At 33.8% G+C, this 22,267-nt stretch carries 15 protein-coding genes; 11 read left to right on the top strand and 4 right to left on the bottom strand.

Annotation, left to right across the window (positions count from 1 at the left end; translation table 11 throughout):
• Positions 1 to 85: 85 nt before the first annotated feature.
• Positions 86 to 1,597: a RagB/SusD family nutrient uptake outer membrane protein gene (locus NU08_RS17685; protein ID WP_129748434.1), complete on the bottom strand. Its 1,512-nt coding sequence runs from the start codon at positions 1,595 to 1,597 to the stop codon at positions 86 to 88.
• 36 nt (positions 1,598 to 1,633) lie between these two features.
• Positions 1,634 to 4,720 (bottom strand): SusC/RagA family TonB-linked outer membrane protein, encoded by a 3,087-nt coding sequence (locus NU08_RS17680; RefSeq protein ID WP_129748433.1) that lies wholly within the window; start codon positions 4,718 to 4,720, stop codon positions 1,634 to 1,636.
• A gap of 681 nt (positions 4,721 to 5,401) precedes the next feature.
• On the opposite strand from NU08_RS17680, the gene NU08_RS17675 reads away from it, so the two are divergent.
• The gene (locus tag NU08_RS17675) at positions 5,402 to 6,040 is read left to right on the top strand and encodes a carbohydrate-binding family 9-like protein (protein ID WP_129748432.1); all 639 of its coding nucleotides are present in this window, start codon (positions 5,402 to 5,404) and stop codon (positions 6,038 to 6,040) included.
• 145 nt (positions 6,041 to 6,185) lie between these two features.
• Here the strand turns inward: NU08_RS17675 and NU08_RS17670 are convergent, their stop codons facing one another.
• Positions 6,186 to 7,226, bottom strand: coding sequence for a LacI family DNA-binding transcriptional regulator (locus NU08_RS17670; protein WP_129748431.1), 1,041 nt, complete (start codon positions 7,224 to 7,226; stop codon positions 6,186 to 6,188).
• A 231-nt stretch (positions 7,227 to 7,457) separates the two neighbouring features.
• Here NU08_RS17670 and NU08_RS17665 point away from each other — a divergent pair, with 231 nt between their 5' ends.
• The 10 genes from NU08_RS17665 to NU08_RS17620 all read left to right on the top strand — a co-directional run bounded on the left by NU08_RS17665 (position 7,458) and on the right by NU08_RS17620 (position 20,037).
• On the top strand, positions 7,458 to 8,549 hold the full coding sequence (locus tag NU08_RS17665; protein ID WP_129748430.1) for a mevalonate kinase: 1,092 nt from the start codon (positions 7,458 to 7,460) through the stop codon (positions 8,547 to 8,549).
• A 6-nt stretch (positions 8,550 to 8,555) separates the two neighbouring features.
• Positions 8,556 to 9,437 carry a sugar phosphate nucleotidyltransferase gene (locus NU08_RS17660; RefSeq protein WP_129748429.1) on the top strand — a complete coding sequence of 294 codons (882 nt, stop codon included), beginning with the start codon at positions 8,556 to 8,558 and terminating at the stop codon, positions 9,435 to 9,437.
• 165 nt (positions 9,438 to 9,602) lie between these two features.
• The gene (locus tag NU08_RS17655) at positions 9,603 to 10,976 is read left to right on the top strand and encodes a sugar MFS transporter (RefSeq protein ID WP_129748428.1); all 1,374 of its coding nucleotides are present in this window, start codon (positions 9,603 to 9,605) and stop codon (positions 10,974 to 10,976) included.
• Positions 10,977 to 11,211: 235 nt separating this feature from the next.
• Positions 11,212 to 13,140 carry a glucosamine-6-phosphate deaminase gene (nagB, locus tag NU08_RS17650; protein ID WP_129748427.1) on the top strand — a complete coding sequence of 643 codons (1,929 nt, stop codon included), beginning with the start codon at positions 11,212 to 11,214 and terminating at the stop codon, positions 13,138 to 13,140.
• A gap of 291 nt (positions 13,141 to 13,431) precedes the next feature.
• Positions 13,432 to 13,665, top strand: a complete 234-nt coding sequence (locus NU08_RS17645) for a DUF3820 family protein (protein WP_095929992.1) — start codon at positions 13,432 to 13,434, stop codon at positions 13,663 to 13,665.
• A gap of 498 nt (positions 13,666 to 14,163) precedes the next feature.
• The gene (locus NU08_RS17640; RefSeq protein WP_129748426.1) at positions 14,164 to 15,777 is read left to right on the top strand and encodes a CTP synthase; all 1,614 of its coding nucleotides are present in this window, start codon (positions 14,164 to 14,166) and stop codon (positions 15,775 to 15,777) included.
• Positions 15,778 to 15,858: 81 nt separating this feature from the next.
• Complete coding sequence (gene yidC, locus NU08_RS17635) at positions 15,859 to 17,781, top strand: membrane protein insertase YidC (RefSeq protein WP_129748425.1); 1,923 nt, start codon at positions 15,859 to 15,861, stop codon at positions 17,779 to 17,781.
• A 93-nt stretch (positions 17,782 to 17,874) separates the two neighbouring features.
• The gene (locus tag NU08_RS17630) at positions 17,875 to 18,600 is read left to right on the top strand and encodes a toxin-antitoxin system YwqK family antitoxin (RefSeq protein WP_129748424.1); all 726 of its coding nucleotides are present in this window, start codon (positions 17,875 to 17,877) and stop codon (positions 18,598 to 18,600) included.
• An 18-nt stretch (positions 18,601 to 18,618) separates the two neighbouring features.
• A complete protein-coding gene (locus NU08_RS17625; protein ID WP_129748423.1) occupies positions 18,619 to 19,443 on the top strand; it encodes a DKNYY domain-containing protein in 825 nt (274 codons plus the stop codon).
• 36 nt (positions 19,444 to 19,479) lie between these two features.
• Complete coding sequence (locus tag NU08_RS17620; protein WP_129748422.1) at positions 19,480 to 20,037, top strand: DUF4956 domain-containing protein; 558 nt, start codon at positions 19,480 to 19,482, stop codon at positions 20,035 to 20,037.
• 161 nt (positions 20,038 to 20,198) lie between these two features.
• Here NU08_RS17620 and NU08_RS17615 read toward each other — a convergent pair whose 3' ends face one another.
• Entirely contained in the window at positions 20,199 to 22,076 is a 1,878-nt protein-coding gene (locus tag NU08_RS17615) for a PEP/pyruvate-binding domain-containing protein (RefSeq protein WP_129748421.1), read from the bottom strand.
• Between the last annotated feature and the right edge of the window lie 191 nt (positions 22,077 to 22,267).

The raw sequence follows: 22,267 nt of genomic DNA, 5'->3' as shown, positions 1-22,267 counted from the left end.
TTTTGTGAAACAGAAAAGTACTTTTATTGTTATAAATAATCAAGAATAGACAGACATTTAACTGTCTATTCTTGATTGGATATTCTTATTGTCTGTCGGCGTTGCTTAAATTTGGATTAAGGTCAACCTGACTTTGTGGATACGTATAATATTTGTTTTGCGGCATTTTTATTAAAGCTGCTTCTCCAACTCTAAGGTGGTATGCATTTACCAAAACATCATATTTGTTCATTCTAATTAAGTCAGAACGGCGTTTTCCTTCGTAGAAAAGCTCCCAACCTCTTTCTTGTAAAATAGCATCTCTTAAACTAGTTTGAGTATGATCTGATAAAACCAGAAGTTTTGCATGTGATCTTCCTTTTACTTGGTTGATAAGATCTATGGCTTCCTGTGTTGGCCCGCTGATTTCATTTAAGGCTTCAGCTCTACTTAACAAAACATCAGCATAACGAAGGATATTTACACTATGGCCATCATAATAAGTAGTCGTTTCATCATCAGCATATTTTTTTGTAGAAACGTCTTGCATATACAGTTCTCCAGCTGGTGGTTGAGCGCCTAAGTATGGAGCTTGTTTGTGCAATAATCCATCTGTACCCATAAATTCTGGAAAAAAGCATTGTTTTCTCTCATCTTCATCACCAAAAGTGTTGTAGAAATCCCAGTTTACAGTATAATACTGCCATCTGTTTTGAACAACTGGGTGATCAACAGGGCCAAAGTGGTTTAATAACTCCGTTCCATTTGTGTTGGCGTCACTCAAAGAAGAAAAGATGTTTTCGCTGCACCATTTGTTGCTTTCTTTAAACAAACCTAAGTAAGAAGGATATAGGCTGTATTCGTGCAAATCCATTACTTTTTGCGTATAAGTAACTACTTTTTGCCAATCGTGGCTTCGCAAGTATAATTTTGCTAATAATGTAAGTGCAGCACCTTTTGTAGCGCGTCCTACATCATTTGTACCATAAATAGCATTGTTTTTGTAATTAACAGGAAGAACATCAGCAGCTTCAGTCAATTCTTTAATCATGAAAGCATCGATTTCTTCAACAGACGAAGGCGGAGTTTGATCTAAATACCCAGGGTTTCCTAAGTTAGCTTCAGTAATTAGAATTACTGGTCCCCAAGAATCGGTCAAATCCATGTAAGCAGAACATCTTAAGAATTTAGCTTCTGCGATAAATTGTGCTTTTTCTGCGGCTGTAATGCCAGCCATTGGGGTAATGTTGAAAATGGCATTATTGGCATTTGCAATCAATTTGTACATTGCGTTCCAGTCTTCTTTCAAAAGACCGTTTGCTGAGTTCCAAGTGCCTAATGATAATTGCCCTGGATCTCCTCCAAATTGGCAGTGTCCTAAATCTGTAGCAATATCAGTTAAAGCAAAGTGTCTTGTAGCCCAATAAGAAAAGTTATCGCCTACAGATGGTCCTTTTAATCTTCCATAAATGGAATTGATAGCCGCAATAGCATCCGATTTTGTCTGATACCCATTGGTATTAGTCAAGCTGCTATATACCGTGGGATCAAGATCCTGATTGCAAGAAACTTGTGTTCCAGCGGCAAGTAAAAGTAATAAGATTGTATATTTTTTCATTTTAATCAATTTAATGTTACTGTAAAGCATTTTAGACTAGTGAATTGCTACTTTAATTCCAAGTATAAAAGTTCTTGAAGCTGGGAATGAGTTAAAATCGATACCACCACCTAAATTGTTCGTAGAGTGTCCGTTTACCTCAGGATCATTTCCAGAATAATTTGTAATCGTCAATAAATTTTGTCCGATTGCATATAATCTGATGCTATCAATAAATTTCACCGTTTTTAATGCGCTTTCAGGAATTGTATATCCGATAGAAACATTTTTTAAACGTAAGTAAGAAGCTTCTTCAACAAATTTAGAATTCACATAACTTCCGTAAGTGCTTTTGTAATAACCATCTCTAGGAATATCAGTGTTTTCGTTTTTACCAGCAACCCATCGGTTTAACGCATCTGTGCTTGTAGAAGACTCGCCAACCATTTTAGTCATATTGTAAACTGAATAATCAAAAGCGCCTTGGAAAAAGATATTCATATCGAAATTTCTATACTTAAAATCGTTATTGAAACCTGCTACATAATGAGGAATAGTATTCCCTAAATAGGTTCTGTCTTTTGCTGTAATTTGACCATCGCCATCAACATCTACATATTTAGGATCTCCAGGAGCAGATAATGGCTGAGGAGCATAAGTTTCTCCCGTTTTGATAACTCCTGCATATTTATATCCAAATAAAACTCCCATTTCTTTTCCAGGCTCCAATCTTGTAAATTCTTGTCCAGAAACCGTTCCGCTTGGGTTAGAAGTGTTTGTACTAATGATTTTAACATTATCAGCAAGAGATACCACTTCTTGTTTATTGTAAGCAACATTTAATGAGGTAGTCCAAGTAAATTTATCAGTTCTAAAATTTGTAGTGCTAATTCCTAGCTCAATACCTTGGTTGTCAATAACACCCGCATTAACTCTTTGAGTGCCAAATCCCCACCATCCTCCAACAGGAACATTTAAAAGGGCATCTGTCGTTCTTTTTTTATAGTAATCGAATGTAATTGAAAGTTTGTCATTAAATAGACCTAAATCTAAACCGATATCAGTCTGAGCAGTTTGTTCCCATTTTAGATTTGGGTTAGCTAAGTTGGCCGGTTCTGTTCCTGCAACAAATTCATCTGGAGCAATAGTAACACCCCAAGAAGACAAGCGGCTCATGTAAGAGTAGTCTCCAATACCATCACTACCTGTAATACCGTAACTTGCTCTCAATTTAAGTTCAGAAATTGCTTTTACGTTTTGCATAAAAGATTCGTTAGAAATTTTCCAAGCAACAGCCCCAGAAGGGAAAATACCAAATCTATTGTTTGGTCCAAAACGAGAAGAACCGTCTTTTCTAATAGTGAAAGTGGCTAAGTATTTATCGTTGAAAGCATAATTTAACCTTCCAAAATAAGAAGTCAATTTCGTTTCTGTTTTTTCTGTTTCAGGTTTTAAATAAATTGAAGCACCTTGCAGATTGTAATAAGTCAACAAGTCGCTAGAGAAACCTGTACCAGCCGCTCTTACTCTTTCATAAGTATCTTTTTGGTTCGAAGTACCAATCATGGCAGTAATCGAATGTACTTCTTTGATGTCAAATTTATACGTCAAATACTGTTCCGTGCTCCATCTGAAATAGGTTTTATTTTCTTCAGAACCAGAACCTTTTAACGCAGCTCCTGCTACTAATGTACTTGGAGTATATTTTCCTTGAATATTTTCTTGCCATTCAGCACCAGCACCAAAATGGTATGTTAAACCTTTAATGATCTGATAATCCAAAAACATATTTCCGTTTACCAATCTGTTGATTGTATGGTCTGTTGGTTCAAGTAAAAGTGCTAATGCATTATCTTTTCCTTGAAATTTGTAATACGAACCATCTGCATTGTAAATTGGAATAGCCGGTGGAGCAGTCTGGATTGAGAACATTGGAGATAAAATATTATCGCCAAAATCACTATTATTTCCTTCAGCCACAGCGCCATAAGCATTCATTCCCATGTTTAGCTTATCGTTGAATTTCTTTTCTGCTCCCATTCTCACACTATATCTTTCAAAATCAGTGTTTACGATAGCTCCAGTTTGTTTTAAATAGTTTCCAGAAAGAAAGAATTTTGAAGTTTGGTCGCTTCCGCTAAAAGTAAGTGTTCTGTTAAGCACTTCTCCAGGACGAGTTGCGGCGTCAAACCAGTTAGTGTTGGCAACAGGAAAGCTTGAAGGGAAAAGTGGAGGTCGTCCGTTTTCAGCATTAAGAGCATTTTGATAATCGGCATATTGCTGTCCAGTCATTAAAGAAGGCTCTTTTATGATATTCTGAAAACCATCAGAAATCTCCGCCTCAACATTCATTTTTCCCGCTTTTCCTTTTTTAGTTGTAATCAAAATTACCCCATTTCCTCCACGAGCACCGTAAATTGCAGTAGAAGCGGCATCTTTAAGAATCTGAATGTTTTCAATGTCATTTGGACTAATAGAAGCTCCTGTGCTAGTAATGAATCCGTCCACAACATATAACGGAGCATTAGAAGTATTGATTGAGTTTCCTCCTCTAATTATTACTGACGGATTTGTTCCTGGTGCATAGCTGTTTTGCTGTACTTGTACCCCAGAAGCGCGTCCTTGAAGAGCTTGTCCAACATTGGCAACCGTTCCGCCTAAGTTTAAATTGTCTTTGCTAAGAGAACTCACAGAACCTGTAAGGTCTTTTTTCTTCGATTTTCCGTATCCAATCACCACCTCGTCTAGTTTTTGTCCTGCTTCTTTCATGACAATTTTTAGAGGAGCGTTGCTAATGCTTACTTCTTGATCTTCCATACCAATATAAGTAATCACCAATTTTGTGGCATTGTCAGGAACTGTAATGGCAAAACTTCCGTCTACATCAGTCTGAACGCCTTTTTTAGAGCCTTTTACAACAACATTGGCACCCGGAAGAGGCATTCCATTTTGGTCTACTACTGTACCTTTTACAGTTTTTTCGAAAAATAGTGCAGTATTGGTTTTGTCTGAAATATTTATAGAAGAAGCTGCAGAAGCTTGAAATGTAAAAACTAATAACGAGAGAACTGTTATTCCGATTTCTTTGCGGGATAAATTGTTAATCCGAAAATCTCTTGGCTTTTTTTGGGTTAATAATTTCATACTTTGAATTGGTTTTGGTTAATGTTTAATTGTTTTTTCTTTGTTTGTAGGTTTTAGATTTCTTTTTTGATCTGGAAATTCATTTTGTCTTTTTGATTGTGTTTGGATTGAATTGTTTTTTATGCAAACCAGAGACTTCTTTTTTTACTCCTAAACACGGCTTGTTTAGTTTGTTTTTCTTCTTTTTTTGAGCTTAAAAATCACCTGAAATTTTGCATAATTAACTTAGTTTTAAGATTAATCTCTGACGAAACTAGAGATTATATTTTTATAAAACAAGAAAAAACACAAAAAATGTGCTCGAACACACGAAATTTATGTTCTCGAGCACATAAAATTGTGCGAAACGTTTTTTTAGACTTAAAAAGATGAGATATTTTTAAAATGTTTTAGAAATGCTGAAGCTCTTAAAACTGACTGTTTTTTGAATAATAAAAGCTCTTTTTGTAAAAACTTATGAATTTCGCAATGACTAATGTAAAAACGTAAAAATTAAGCAGTCTTTTCTTATGTTGAAAAAGAGTGAAGTTTTAGATTTAATTATGAATTTGATTTGTTTTTCAATTCAATTTTTAAACTATATTGGTCATGAAGAAAAAAGGCATAAACGTAAAATGAATTAATGGTCATTTTGACCTTTTTTTGAAAATGAAAAATTAACAGATTTTAAGAAGTAGAATTTTGAAAGAATACCAAGTACAAATAATAGATAAAAATCAAAAGAATGAAACTCAGATTTTAGATTCTTTTTTTTGGGAAAAAGCAGATTGTTTAACTGATTTTGTTTCTCCGTGGAATAACGAACCGGTCTTGAAAATTGAATTTCGCGCGCTATGGGATCAAGAAAATTTCTATTTCAACTTTAGAGTTTTTGATGCAGACGTTTATATCGATCAAAAAGATAATAGTGTTGATAGTATTTGTAATTCAGATCGAGTGGAGCTTTTTTTTAGAAGCAATGATAAGCTTAATCCATATTACTGTCTTGAAATCGATCCTTCGACGAGATTACTGGACTTTCATGCTCTTCAAGGCAAAGTTTTTGATTATGAATGGAAATGGCCTGAAAATCAAATTAAATTAGAATCTTCTGCAGATGAGGTTTCTTTTACGGTTGCAGGGGTAATTAGTATTGCATCTTTAGAAGAATTAGGATTATTGCATAATAATACTATCGAAACAGGTGTTTACAGGGCAAAATTCTCCAAAGATAAAAATGGTAATTATGAACCAACTTGGATTACGTGGGTAGATCCAAATACTCCCGAACCAAATTTTCACATAGCATCTTCTTTTGGAAAGTTTGTTTTAGTGAAGTGATTTGCCACTAAGACGCTAAGACGCAAAGTTTTTTTAAAGTAAAAAAGAAATATGAATTGCCTCCAGCTAAAGCTAGAGGCAATTCAAGTTATACTTTGAAAGTGAAAAAAAACTTCGTGCCTTAGCGCCTTAGCGGCATAAACTTTTAGCTGATATAAAAAGAAGCATTTTCGACATTAATAATATCAATGGGAAGTAAAATAGTTTCTGGAATGTCTTTTCTGAATAAAAAGTGATCTGCTAAAGTGCTAACACCTAAATAAGCCTGTCTCTTCTGATTTTGATGAATTAAAAAGTGAACCAGTCCCTGATTTAAATAGCTGACGTTCTTGTCGATTAAATCATATCCAATCAAAACAATTTTTTTGTCTGTTATATTGGAAAGGGAAGAAGCAATTTGATAAGCTTTCGAAGTGGTAATGAAAACGCCACTCAAATCTGGGTTTTCGTTCAAGAATGACGTCAGTTTAGTTTCAATGTTGGAATATTTCAGCTTTAATGTGGTTAAAGAGAAATCAGAAAGATTTTTTTCGTCAAAATAACTTCTAAAACCTCGCTCTTTTTCTTGCATGTGAACTGCATTTTTTAAGCTTTCATCAATATGGATAATCGCAATCTGTCCTTTAGGAAGAATCAAATTCATTAAACTCGCGGCAACACGTCCGCTTTTATATAAATCTTGCCCAACAAAACTTTTTATAGAAGAAGATTCAACCTGGTTGTTGAAAGTATTTACCATAATTCCCAATTCGTCATATTGTTTTATGATTTCTAAGGTTTCTTTATGGAAAAGAGGAGTTAGTAAAACAGCATCTGGCGATTGAGCTACAATGGCTTCGTTTGTTTTTAGAAACGATTTGGTGCTTTCTGGATTAAAGTAATGAATTTCTATGTTAACATTATAAGCTTTGAATTCTTTAATGGCATCTTGGATTCCATTAACGCACGGAAGCCAATAAGGGTCAAATACAGGATCTGGAAGCAAGACACAAATGCGGTAAACTTTGGTGCTTTTTAAATTTCGTGCAATTAAGTTGGGTTCGTAATCAATAACATTCAAAACTTCATTGATTTTTTCGAGTGCAGCAGGAGAGACTTTTCCTCTGTTGTGCAGCACGCGGTCTACAGTTCCTTTAGAAACTCCAGCCATTTGTGCTATATCCTTAATTGTGTACTTTTTATCCATATGAGCAAATATAAAAACTTTGATTTAATAAACGTAATTTTTCTGTAAGAATTAATAAATGTGCTCGAGAACACAAAAAATATGTGTTCGAGCACATTTTTATGTTTTTTCTTGTTTTATAAAAATATAATCTCTAGTTTCGTGAAATCAAAACCGAAAACCGAAAATAAATTTATAACTAATTTGCGCTGTAATTTGTTGAATTGAAGCGTTTTAATACAAAGTGTTTAAGTGAAAAAAATCACGTCATTAGCTCCCGGCCGAACCTGTCTTTTTGGAGATCATCAAGACTACTTAGGATTGCCTGTTATAGCCTGTGCGATAGATCGAAATATTAAATTAATTGCAAAACAAAATCAGACCGAAACATTTGTTCTGAATATGATTGATATTAATGAAATTCGGATTATCGATATCAACGAGGCTTTCGAAAAATTAGAACCAAGAGATTATTTTGCATCCTCATTGCGCGTCTTACGCAGATATGGCTGTAAACCGACATCTGGTTACACCATTACAATTACTGGAGATATTCCGATTAATTCTGGAACATCGAGTTCGTCAGCTTTATTGATGGCTTGGATTCGTTTCTTGATAGAAGCTTTTGGAATTGATCATGAAGTTACGCCTGAATTTCTTTCAAAATTAGGCTATGAATCTGAAGTTTTGGAACACGGAGAACCTGGCGGAATGATGGATCATTTTAGTATTGGAGTTGGAAATATTGTTTACATCAATACTAAAAAGCCTTTTTCTTTTGATGTTATAGGTACGGAATTGAAAGGATTGATTACAGGTGTTTCGGGCGTTCCAAAGGAAACAATTGGGCTTCTTGGCGAATTGAAAGGAAATGCTTTATTGGCGATTGATTTGGTTAAACGCAATTATCCGCAGTTTGATTTAAATGCTTCGGAAATTGAAGATGTTGATAAATACAGAAATTGTCTTCCAGATCGTCTGATTCCGTTTTTTGAAGCAGCCATCAAGAATTACCTTTATACTAAAGAGGCTTTAAAAGAATTTGAAAAACCAGTTTTAGATCTTAAAAAAATTGGTGCTTTAATGAATGGCCATCATGAAGTTTTGCGTGATTTGCTGAAAATTACGGTTCCGAGAATTGATGCTATGATTAATGCGGCATTGAAAGCTGGAGCATACGGAGCAAAAATTGTGGGTTCAGGCGGCGGCGGAAGTATCGTGGTAATTGCAGATCCAAAAAATGAAAATGTGGTTATTAAAGCGATTTTAGAGGCAGGAGCACAGGAAGCTTATGCGGTAAACGTTGATCCCGGAGTACGAATTATTGATAATATTGAAAATTAAAATAAAATGCACGACAGTTTAGTGATTTTAGCCGGCGGAGCTTCTTCTCGTATGAAAAAAGAAGCGGTTACAAATAATTTATCTCCAGAAGAAATTGCGCAAGCCAACGAAAGAAGTAAAGGTTTAATTGGTGTTGGCGCAAGTGGAAGACCTCTTTTGGATTACCTTTTATGGAATGCTAAAAAAGCAGGCTATAAAAACATATATATTGTTATAGGAGAACAAGGAGAACTATTCAAGGAGTTTTACGGCAGTAAAATGAAAGATAATGATTTTCACGGACTCAATATTTCATTTGCTGTTCAATATATTCCAGAAGGAAGGGTAAAGCCTTTTGGAACTGCAGATGCTCTGTTTCAGGCTGTAGAGCAATATCCAGAACTAAATTCGCAGTTTTATTCGGTTTGTAATAGTGATAATCTATATTCTGCTGAAGCATTGCGTGCTTTGAGAGAAACCGAAAGTCCGAACGCTTTTATTAGTTATGATCGTGATGCAATGGATTTTCCATTGGAGCGTATTTCGCGTTTTGCGATTGCAAAATTAGATCAAAACAATCAGCTGTTGGATATTTTAGAAAAGCCATCAGAAGAAGATTTGGAGCAATATAAAGATGCAGAAGGTAAGATACGTGTCAGTATGAATGCTTTTAAGTTTAACGGCAAGACCTTATATATACATCTTAAAAATTGTCCTGTTCATCCAGAGCGTGATGAAAAAGAACTTCCAACGGTTCTTTTGAACTCTGTTAAGGAAAATCCGCAAACTACTGTCGGAATTCCGTTTTCTGAGCACGTTCCAGACTTAACTGCCAAAGAAGATATTGCCGAAGTAAAAACATATTTGGCAAAATATTATCCTGATTTAAATTGGAATAACAAAAATTAACAAAACTTTCATATCTAAATTAGAGAATAAGGAAATTTAATGTAGTACTTTTGTTTTGCAAAAAAAATGCAGATATTTGCATAAATTACGCAATCAATAATGTGAGAGTTGATTCTAATTTAGATTTTGAATTAAATAAATCTATAACTAAATCAACCAAAAATTATGACAAACATTCAAAGTACATTACAAGTAGAGAAAAAAAGTACCATTGTTCCGATGGTGATTTTAACCTTATTGTTTTTTATTCTAGGATTCGTAACCTGGCTTAACGGACCATTAATTCCGTTTTTTGAATTAGCTTGCGAACTAACTTCTTCGCAAGCCTATTTTGTGACTTTCGCATTTTATATTGCCTACTTCGTAATGGCAGTTCCTTCTTCATATATCATTGAAAAAGTGGGATATAAAAACGGAATTTCCTTAGGGCTATTGATTATTGCCGCGGGAGCTTTTATGTTTTATCCAGCGGCTTCTAATCGTACATTTCTGTTGTTTTTATTAGCCTTGTTTGTAATGGGAACTGGTTTGGCAGTTTTACAGACGGCTTCAAATCCGTATGTAGTGGTGATTGGGCCGAGAGAAAGTGCTGCTGCAAGAATCAGTGTTTTAGGAATTGCAAATAAATTGGCAGGATTTGTTGCGCCAATTGTGCTAACAGTTTTGGTTTTGTCTAATATGCAAGACTTTACCGCAGACAAAATTGCCTTGATGGATGAAGCAGCAAAAACTAGCGCATTAAATTCTCTTGCATTACAATTACAAACACCGTATCTTTATATGGGGTTGATTATTACTGTTTTAGCTCTTATGGTGAAATTTTCTCCTTTGCCAGAAATTGATTTGGATGAAGAAGGAAATGTATCAGAATTGAGTATTTTCAAACAGATTAAAAATGCCTTTCAGCACCCGCAACTGGTTTTAGGAGTAATTACTTTAATGCTGTATTTATCTGCCGAAGTTTTAGCGGGAGATTCTATTGGGGCTTTCGGAAAGCAATTGGGAGTTTACGGCGAAGAAGGAAATTTCTATCTAAAATTAACATCATTTACGATGTCGGCAATGGTTGTTGGATACGTTCTTGGAATAGTCTTGATTCCTAAATATGTTTCTCAAGTCACAGCTTTAAAAGTGTCTGGAATGCTAGGTTTGGTGCTGGTTTTAGCGATTGTTTTGATTTCGCCAAAAATAATGATTGCATTGCCAAGGACTCCAAATATACCTGTGGTAATATTTTTAGTAGCACTTTTAGGATTGGCAAATGCATTATGCTGGCCAGCGATATGGCCAATGGCTTTGCAGGATTTAGGAGGTTATACAAAAATAGGAAGCGCTATTTTGATTATGGGAATTATTGGTGGAGCGGTTTTTCCATTATTCTATGGAATGATCACTGAAAGCATCAATTCTGCAAATCTTGCAAAAAATATGCAGGACGTTTCAAAAAGCGGTAATCAATTGGCGTATTTAATGCTACTGCCTTCTTATGCAATGATTTTGTTTTATGCTGTAAGAGGGCATAAATACAGGAAATGGTAGTTGAAGAATACATTGGGTGATTAAAAAAAAAAGTAAATATTAACACATAGAAACATAGAACTTTATCTTTAAAAAGAAGAGAGTAAAAGAAACTAGTTTCCACACATAGATAAGCTATGTGCATTTAAATTAGTGAAACGCCTTTTTTAATTAAGCAAATAAAACTATGCTTCTTGTGTTAAAAATATTCACCGATGGGTTTGTTCAGAAAGAAAAAAATAAAAATTAATATATCATGTTAAAAAGTAAAATCGACAAAGCAACAGGTTTCGAAAAACGATTCGAAAACATCAATACGGTTGTTTTTGAAAACTCAACAGAAGCTTCAAAAGAAGTAGCGCAGGAAATTGCAGCTTTAATCAAAGAAAAACAAAAAGAAGGAAAACCTTGTATTTTAGGTTTGGCAACAGGCTCTTCTCCAAAAGGATTATATGCTGAATTAGTACGCCTTCACAAAGAAGAAGGTTTGAGTTTCAAAAACGTAATCAGTTTTAACTTGGATGAATATTATCCAATGGAACCGAATTCAATCAACAGTTATGTTCGTTTCATGAAAGAACTTTTGTTTGATCATGTCGATATTTTACCTGAAAACGCTCACGTTCCAGACGGACTTTTGACAAAAGAGCAAATTGCAGATTATTGCCACGAATATGAAGCAAAAATCGAAGCTTTAGGCGGAATCGATCTTCAGATTCTTGGAATTGGAGGAAACGGACATATCGGATTTAACGAGTCTGGTTCGCTTCAAAACTCTAAAACTCGTTTAGTGGCTTTGGATCATATTACAAGAGTTGCGGCAAGTAAAGATTTCTTTGGTTTGAATAATACGCCAAGAACGGCTATTACACTTGGAGTTAAAAAAATCATGGAAGCAAAAAGAGTAATCTTATTAGCTTGGGGTGAAGGAAAAGCAAATATTGTAAAAAAATCTGTTGAAGATGAAGTTACAAACCGAGTTCCTGCATCTTTCTTGCAAGAGCACAACAATGCGGTTTTTGTTTTGGATAAAGAAGCTTCTTCAAAACTAACGAGAATCAACAAGCCTTGGTTGGTTGAGAAAATCGTTTGGACAGATAAATTAACTCGTAAAGCGGTTTTAGGATTAGCATTAGATCTGAAAAAACCAATTTTAATGCTTACAGATGCTGATTATATCGAAAACGGTATGAGCGATTTGTTAGCAGATTCAGGTCCAGCTTACGATACTAATATTAAGATTTTTAATAAATTACAAAATACAATTACAGGTTGGCCAGGTGGAAAACCAAATTCAGATGATACCAATCGTCCTGAAAGAGCAGAACCAGCTAGAAAACGTGTGTTGATTTTTAGCCCGCACCCTGATGATGATATCATTAGTATGGGAGGAACTTTTATGCGTTTGCAAGAGCAAGGTCATGAAGTGCACGTTGCGTACCAAACTTCTGGAAACATTGCAGTGGCAGATGATGAAGCATTGCGTTTTGCAAGATTCGTAATTGATTACAACGAGAAATTCGGAATCAAAAGCGAGGAGGCAGATAACATCTACAAAAAAGCAGAAGCATTTTTACAGAACAAAAAGAACAGCGAAATTGATATTCCAGAAGTTCGTTATATTAAAGGTTTGATCAGAAAAGGAGAGGCGAGAGCTACAAGTTATTTTGTGGGTCTTCCAGATTCTCAAATTCACTTTATGGAATTGCCTTTCTATGAAACAGGAACAATCGAGAAAAAACCAATCGGACCAGAAGATATTCAGTTGACAGTTGATTTAATTGAAAAAATTAAACCGCACCAAATTTATGCAGCTGGAGATTTAGCTGATCCGCACGGAACACACAAAGTTTGTTTAGATGCAATTTTTGAAGCGGTTAAAGTTTTAAAACCAAAAGAATTCATGAACGATTGCTGGTTATGGTTATACCGTGGAGCTTGGCAAGAGTGGGGAATTGACGAAGTTGAAATGGCAGTTCCGATGAGTCCAGACCAAGTTTTAGCAAAACGTCACGGGATCTTCAAACACCAATCTCAAAAAGACGGAGTTGTTTTCCAAGGAACAGACGCAAGAGAGTTCTGGCAGAGAGCAGAAGACAGAAACCGTGAAACAGCTGAGTTGTATCACCAATTAGGTTTGGCTACATATGCTGCAATGGAAGCTTTCGTGAGATGGCATTACTAAGTTGCTAAGATCCTGAGGTGCTAAGATTCTAAGTTTTCTTGGTCTTTGGAAATTGGTAATAAATAATATTTTTGAAGCAGGAAGAGAGGATTGAAATAAGGTTCTTTTTTCTTGCTTCTTTTTTTTAAGGCGCTAAGATGCGGAGACGCTAAGATTCTAAGTTTTTTAATTTTCGATTTAATAATCTGTGAGAATCCTTTTAATCTGTGGCAAATAAATAATAGCTTTGCATATAATTGAAGCAAGAAGAAAGTATAAGTCTTTCCTCTTGCTTCTTTCTTCTTAAAAACTATGGATCAAGACAAAAAACAACTCATAAAATTAGCCCACACCAAAATGCCTTTCGGAAAATACGAGGGGAAATATCTAATAGACTTGCCTGAATATTATGTGGTTTGGTATCATAATAAAGGATTTCCAAAAGGAGAATTAGGGCAGCAATTACAATTGATTTATGAGTTGAAATTGAACGGATTGGAAGAATTGATTCGAAATATTAAGAAGCAATATCCGAAACCTATTTAAAAAGTAGGAAAAATCTTTTGTGATTTCGATTTTTTTATATAAGTTTGAAATACAAAATATTATAATTTCTAAAAACATAATGATACCACAGAATTCCAGCCTGAATTCATAAATGTGTACAAGTCAGTGTTTTTTAAATTATAGTATTTTTTTTTGCTCAAAACTTACCTCTACAGCAAGTATTGTCTACTTGCATGAAAAATTTCAAAGAGATAATTCCTGATTTTATATTACATATGTAAAAAAGGGTCTAATAATTGTCCAATTCAATAAAAAAATCGGATTTTTAAATTGTTAAGGTTATTGTTTATTAGTTGCGAATTTGCAGCTAAAATCAGTAAAACCTTTCGTTTTCTTATAGTCGAACTTTAAACCTTTATCTAATTCGAAAGAACTCTAAAATTTTAAAAATTATCTCATTCTGGAATTGATAAATTGTCTAATTAAATTTGTACTTTTGCCAAGTTTTTTACACAACTACTTACAAACAACAACAGAATGAATCAAACAAAATATATTTTTGTTACAGGAGGTGTGACCTCTTCATTAGGAAAAGGGATTATCGCGGCATCTTTGGCAAAATTGTTACAAGGAAGAGGATACCGCACTACAATTCAGAAATTTGATCCATATATTAACGTAGATCCGGGGACACTAAACCCGTACGAGCACGGAGAATGTTATGTGACAGATGATGGAGCTGAAACTGACTTAGACTTAGGACATTACGAGCGTTTTTTGAACGTTCCTACTTCTCAGGCTAATAACGTTACTACAGGAAGAGTTTATCTTTCGGTTATTGAAAAAGAAAGAAGAGGAGAATTTTTAGGAAAAACGGTTCAAGTTGTTCCTCATATCACAAACGAAATCAAAGACAGAATGCAATTGCTAGGTAAATCTGGCGATTATGATATTGTAATTACTGAAATTGGTGGAACTGTTGGGGATATAGAATCTCTACCTTATATAGAATCTGTTCGTCAATTAGTTTGGGAATTAGGTGAAAACAACGGAATCGTTATTCATTTAACATTAGTTCCTTATTTGGCTGCAGCTGGTGAGTTGAAAACAAAACCAACGCAGCACTCTGTTAAAACTTTAATGGAAAGCGGTATTAAAGCCGATATTTTGGTTTGTAGAACGGAGCACGAATTGTCTCAGGAATTACGCCAAAAACTAGCTTTATTCTGTAATGTGAAAAAAGAAGCAGTTATTCAATCTATTGATGCTTCTACAATATATGAAGTTCCAAATTTAATGCTTGAAGAAGGATTAGATGTTGTGGCTTTAAAGAAATTAGATTTACCTAAAAAAGCATCTCCGGATCTTAAAAACTGGAATACTTTCTTAAAAAGATTAAAAAGTCCAAAACAAACTGTAAATATTGGTTTGGTTGGGAAATATGTAGAAATGCAAGATTGTTACAAATCTATTTTAGAGGCGTTCATTCATGCAGGAGCTGCAAACGAAACAAAAGTAAATGTAATTTCAATTCACTCAGAGCATATCAATGCAGATAATGTGGAAGAAAAATTAGGTTCTTTAGACGGAGTTTTAGTTGCTCCAGGTTTTGGTGAAAGAGGTATTGAAGGAAAAATCGAAGCAGTTCGTTTTGTGCGTGAAAACAACATTCCGTTCTTCGGAATTTGTTTAGGAATGCAAATGTCTGTTATCGAATATTCTAGAAATATTTTAGGTTATGCAGAAGCGAACTCAACAGAGATGAACGACAAAACGCCTCATCCGGTTGTGAGTTTAATGGAAGAGCAGAAAAATGTAACCGATAAAGGAGGAACAATGCGTTTAGGTGCTTGGAAATGTGATATTAAACCAGACACTTTAGCATACAAAATTTACGGAGAAAAAACTATTTCGGAGCGTCACCGTCACCGTTATGAGTACAACAATAAATATGCTGATGAATTGCAAAAAGCTGGTTTAAAAGCTTCTGGAGTTAATCCTGATACAGGATTAGTTGAAATTGTGGAGCTTGAAAATCACCCATTCTTCATTGGTGTACAATACCACCCAGAATACAAGAGTACTGTTGCTAATCCGCACCCTATTTTTGTGAACTTTGTGGCTGCTGCTGTAAATGCACATAAAAAATAATAATTATATTCTGTGAAGATGTAACATTTGAGTGAAACTCAGTACTAATAACCTTCAACGAATAACTTTTTTAAATTAATAATGGAAGAAAAAAAATTAGACCTCAATTCGATCATTGGTTTTGTGTTGATCTTTGGAATTTTGATTTGGATCGTGTATCAAAATCAGCCTTCTGAAAAAGAAATTGCTGCTGAGAAAGCCAAGAAAGAATTAGTTGCTAAACAAGAAGCACAAGCAAAAGCAGATAAAGCTAAAACTGCGTCATTACCAGCTGCAGCTGTAACTCCTGGAGATACAGTTCAATTGGCTCAATTGCAAAAAACTTTAGGAGGATTTGCTTATTCTGCAACACTTCCTTCTGCAAAAGAAGCTTTTACTACAATCGAAAACGAAAAATTAAGATTAAAGATTGCTAATAAAGGTGGATATATTGTTGAAGCTACTTTAAAAGAATTTGAAAAGTTTAAAAAAGGTTCAGGTGAATTAGTTGAGTTAATTAAAAATAATAACTCTAACCTAAATTTACAGCTTCTTACTACAGACAATAGAACATTAAACTCTAAAGATTTGTATTTCGAACCGACATTAGAAAAAATTGGTACAGACCAAGTTCTTTCTATGCGTTTGAAAGCTAGTGCTAATGAATTTTTAGAATATAAATACATTTTAAAGCCGAACGATTACTTAGTTGGTTTTGATATCCGTTCTCAAGGTTTAAACAGAGTTTTAAATTCTGCTAAACCAGTTGATTTGCAATGGGATTTAAAAACATATAGAAATGAAAAAAGTGTTTCTTATGAAAATCGTTTTGCTCAAATCGATTACAAATATGAAGAATCAAAATATAATAATGTAAGCCAACATGGGCAAGGTAAAGAAGAAACACCGACAAAAGTCAGTTTTGTAGCTTTTAAACAGCACTTCTTTGCTACTATTTTATCTACAGAAAAACCTTTCGAAACGTCAAAATTACAGTCGGACGATTTAGTAAAGGATGAAAAAATCGATACTGTTTTTACTAAACAGTTTAGAGCTAATTTGCCTTTAGCGTTCACAAACGGAGAGATCGATTACAAAATGAATTTGTACATGGGTCCCGTAGATTACAAAACATTGAAAGCTTACGATAAAAATTTCGATAAAATTATTCCTTTAGGATGGGGAATCTTCGGATGGATCAACAAATTTATTTTTGTTCCTTTATTCGGATTCTTAAGTTCTACAATTGGATTGTCATTAGGAATTGCAATTATTGTATTTACAATTATCATCAAATTGGCTATGTCGCCAATTACGTACAAATCATTTTTGTCTCAGGCTAAAATGAAAGTTTTAAGACCTGATATCGCTGAGTTGGGAGAGAAATTCAAAAAAGACCCAATGAAGAAACAACAGGAAACAATGAAACTGTACAACAAAGCAGGTGTAAACCCAATGGCTGGATGTATCCCGGCATTGATTCAGTTGCCATTTATGTATGCATCGTTCCAGTTTTTCCCAGCAGCATTTGAATTAAGACAAAAAAGTTTCCTTTGGGCAGACGATTTATCTTCTTTTGACTCAATTGTAAAATTACCATTCAATATTCCAATGTACGGAGACCATATCAGTTTGTTCCCAATCTTGGCGGCAATTGCAATTTTCTTCTACATGAAAATGACTTCAGGAGATCAGCAAATGGCAGCTCCTCAACAAGAAGGTATGCCAGATATGGCAAAAATGATGAAAATCATGATTTATGTTTCGCCATTAATGATGTTAATTTTCTTCAATAGTTATGGTGCTGGATTGAGTTTGTACAACTTTATTTCGAACTTAATTACAATCGGAATTATGTTTGTGATCAAGAATTATATTGTAGACAGTGATAAAATTCACGCTCAGATTCAAGAGAACAAACAAAGAGAGCCTAAAAAACCAAGCAAGTTCCAACAGCGTCTTCAAGAAGTGATGGAACAGCAAGAAGCGGCAAAAGCAGCTCAAGCAAACAAGAAGAAGAAATAATTCTCAATAAAAAAATCTCGATTTATCGGGATTTTTTTATACCATTATACTTTATAATTAAGATTTTCGTTTAGCTTAAAAATAGAATTTACCATGATCTCAAAAAAAATCATACTTGGATTATTATTCCTAACTGCATTAGTTTCAAATGCACAAACCGATATTAATAAAGTTGATGCAGCAGGAAAAAAAGACGGACTTTGGAAAGGAACTTATGCTGAATCTAAACGCCCTCGTTATGAAGGAACTTTTGATCATGGAAAAGAGAAAGGAGTTTTTAAATTTTTTGATGATACCAAAAAAGGCGATGTAATTGCTACAAGAGATTTTAGTGCTAATGATGGAAGCTCATATACCATTTTTTATGATCAGAGTAAAAATAAAGTAAGCGAAGGAAAAGAGATTGGAAAAGCGCGTGAAGGCGAATGGAAATATTACCATAAAGCTTCTAAAGTTTTGATGACGGTTGAGAATTATAAAAACGGAAAACTAGAAGGTTTAAAAACTATCTATTATCCAAATGCTCAATTAGCAGAAGAGATGACATATAAAAATGGTTTGAAAGAAGGGCCGTATAAAAAAATAGGACAGGACGGAACGCTTTTAGAAGAATCTTATTTTGTAAATAACGAATACAATGGACAGACTGTTTTCTATGATTCAGACAAATCTGTTGCTTCTAAAGGGAAATTTGTAAATGGTAAAAAGGCGGGAATCTGGCAGTTTTATCAAAAAGGGAAATTGGTAAAAGAAGTGAATATGAGTGATCCTAAAAATACTAATAAAGCTTCTGAAAAAGGCTCAGCGCCGAAAAAGTAAACAATATATTTTGATAGAATGAAAGGGAGTAAATTGGCAGAACTTTACGATGCTAATAATGAAAATGCATTGTATTGGACGGATGGGAAAGTAGTTTATTTTCGTGAAGATAAAATTAAAAATGCTGATATAGGTTCTTTTGAGCAATTTCCAGGTTGTTGGGCAAAAGATAAGAATTACTGTTATTCAGGAGGTAGCAAACTTAAAGATGGTGATAGTTTAACTTTTGAGATACTAAATTATGCCTTCGCTAAAGATAAGAATAGTGTCTGGACATTAGAAGGACGCATTTTAGAGGCTGATGCTAAAACTTTCGAAGTTTGTGATACTGGTAAAAAGTCTTTGGGAATTACATTTATACTTACAGAAAATAATAGAAAACAAGGCAAAGAATCGTTTGTTCCTTATGGATTCGCTAAAGATGCAAATAATGTTTTTTATTATGATTTTCAAGGCAAAACAAAAGTTGTTAAAAAAGCTATTCCATCCTCTTTTAAATCTTTAAACGATGGAGATTTTGGGTATGATGAAAATTCAGTTTTTTACGGAAAAAATATTCTTTCAAAAGCCAATCCAAAAACTTGGAAAAAATTGCATGATAAATATTTCTATTCCATAGATCAAAATAGGGTCTATTATTTTAATCGATTAATAAAAGATGCTGATGCAGAATCTTTTGAGATAGTATTTGTTTCATCGATATTCGAAACGCCGACTCAATATGCAAAAGATAAAAACCATTTCTATTTAAATGATACTATTTGTTCGAGCGAAGAGTTTGAGAAATATGTAGCGGAAACGATTGCTCGTAATAAGGAAGCCGAGAGTAAAATTAAAAGATAAATTGTTTACATTTGAGTAACCAATTTATTGTAACCAATGGATTTAAATGAACTTTTAGGACGATTTTTACTGCTGTTTTGCTCAATTTTAGTTCTGTATTTTTTTTCCAACAGAAAAGATAATGCGACTATAAATCCGTTGATGGTTATTGTTGGGCTTTGTACTTTTTCTCTTTGTTATCTTTTTACCAAAATAGAAATTGGAGTCGGAATTGGTTTTGGTCTTTTTGCCATTTTCTCTATACTTCGTTTTAGAACACAATCTTTTACCGTAAATGCGATAATTTTTCTTTTTGCGACAATTACATTGTCAATTCTCGATATTATGTATCCGTTTGAAAAGATTGAATTGCTGTTATTCTTTCAAATCATTATTATCGGGTTTTACGTCGCAGCTTCGATTATCGTCAATAAAAAAGCTTCAAAATACCTGAATTCTGTTGATGTGAAAATTCCGCTAGATGAAAATTTTTCTTTGAATACAGAAGTAATCAGAAAATCAATTCAAGAAAAAATTAAAATTGAAGATTTTGATTTTAGAATTGTCTTAATCAATACTGCAAATAACGAAATAGATTTATTGGTTTTTTATTAATATCCTAACAGGTTTTTAAAACCTGTTAGGTATTGTCTGAAATCAAATGCTTGCAAGTTTTAAAAACTTTGTCTGATAAGAAAATGCAGATCATTTTGCTTATATCGTAGGATACCTAACAGGTTTTAAAAACCTGTTAGGATAATAATAGGTATCTTTTATTAATCATTGAACGGACGAACTTGCTTGATATACAAATCTCTCTTTTCGCCCAAAATTTTAAACTCGATATCTACTGGATGAAATTGGTTTTTACGCCAATAGCGATACATTTTGGTTTCGATTTTCTTGCTGACATCATACAGATTACTCATTTCTTTTCGGGTCAATAATGGCTCGTTATTGTTTAAATTTGAATTGGAAGTATAATCAATATCAAAATCGGTTTCGTCTTTTCCGTCATTAAAATGATAAGCAACAAATTGCTCGCAGATTTCTCCTTTTTCGGGTTTTACAACAGAGTTTTCTCCTTTTTGAACATTAACCGTAATTCCAGGAAAGTTTTCTCTAAATATATTTTTGGTGATAATAACGCCATTTGCTAATTCGTCAGGAAAAGAGCGATGCACTAAAACGCCCATCGCAATATTTTGCTGATCGATTCCAAAAAGTTCTCTTTCGTTATACGAAGCCTCATTCCATACGCTTGCCCAAACTTGTTTTATGGCCTTTTCAAAAGTTTTTATGGAATCGCCCAAAATTCCTGTTTTAGAATCGTATAATCCGGCACCGTTAAAATCATCCAAATCTTCTGCGTTTGTAGAGGAGCGGAATCTGAAATTTTTGAATTTTGCATCTTTAAAAGCAATATTCAATTTTGAAATTAATTCAGGATCAATAGGTTCTTTTTTGATGGCGTCTCTAATTTTCTTAAGCTGTTTATTGATCCAAATTGTAGAATCTTTTTGAGGAAAAGCTAAAAGTTCTGAAATTAATGGAGAAATAGATGCTTTCTGAATGTGTTTCGTATAAAAATAAAACGGAATAGCATGCGCATTTTCTGGAACCTTAAACGGAATTTCTTTTGAAATGGCAATTAAATACGCCATGTTTTGAGCTTTCGAACCAATATAATTCACTCCCTTTTTTGGAATTTTAGATAAGTTGACTAAATCAGTTACAGAATTGTCGATCGTGAGTTTTTTCTTTTTTCCAGCAGATTTCATTGGAATTTTTTTAGTGGTTTCTTTGATGAAAAAAGTATCGACTTCTATTTTCAATTCTACTTTTTTAGAAAGCAGTTTTTTGATATTGTTATCTTTTTCAATATCGGTGTAAGCCATAATCGGAATCTTTCTATTTTTTCCTAAAAGAACCAAATGGCTTAAAGGTGTCTGAAGTTCGTTTACAATTATGCCTCGAACATTTGGAAGAATATCAGGCGTTCCATCCAAAATAATGATTTCATCAGAATTAGGTTTTACAGTTTCTAATTCTTTGATTTTGTGTTTTTTTAGAATGCCAACATTACTTCCTCGAACAACTTCCTGATATTTAATTTCGCCAAAAATGTAATCTGATTTCACACACGGAATTTTGAATTTTTGCTGTTGAAACCATTCCATCATGTCTGGATTATTCAAGTAAAATTTAAGCTTTTCGCCAATAAAAGTCGAACTTTTAACCATATTGAAAAAACGTTCAATCAATGGCAAAGGCATATGATCGGATGCGGCGAGTTCAAAAATCCATTTATCGGTTGCTTTAATGTGGTTTAAATTTCCGAGAAGAAAATCTCTGTTTTTCTCAGTATCGCTGTAATTTTCATTATTAAAAACTTCAAGATCTTGGCTGTATCCTAAATAATTAACTACAAAATCGTAATGAAGCGGAATAACGCTACTGTTAAAATAATACATTTTCTGTTTTCGAAGATCATAAATCACTTTTACGGATTCGATATTCGAAAATTTGTCAGACAAAGGTTTTCCTCTAAATGCCTTATACGCTTCATAATTTGGCAAAGAAGCGCTAAATCGCTGCGCGCTTAATGAAGTTAAGGCGAAAAGGAAAAAGAGGCTGTAAATGTATTTTTTCATACAATAAAAAATGGATGACTAAATGTACTTAAAAAAAGAACTCACTGGATGAAATTGTTTTTGTCAATTTTACCTCGTCCAATTAAATTTAAATCTTTGCAAATCTGCTTTAATCTTTGCAAATCTGCGTGAAAATATCGATCGAGAAAAAGTATTTCACGCAGATTTTAAAAGATTTTAGCAGATCAAAT

Source organism: Flavobacterium anhuiense, assembly GCF_004151235.1.
Taxonomy (GTDB): Bacteria; Bacteroidota; Bacteroidia; order Flavobacteriales; family Flavobacteriaceae; genus Flavobacterium; species Flavobacterium anhuiense_A.
The sequence above is the reverse complement of the archived record's forward strand: the minus strand, read 5'-3'. Positions and strand labels throughout refer to the sequence as shown.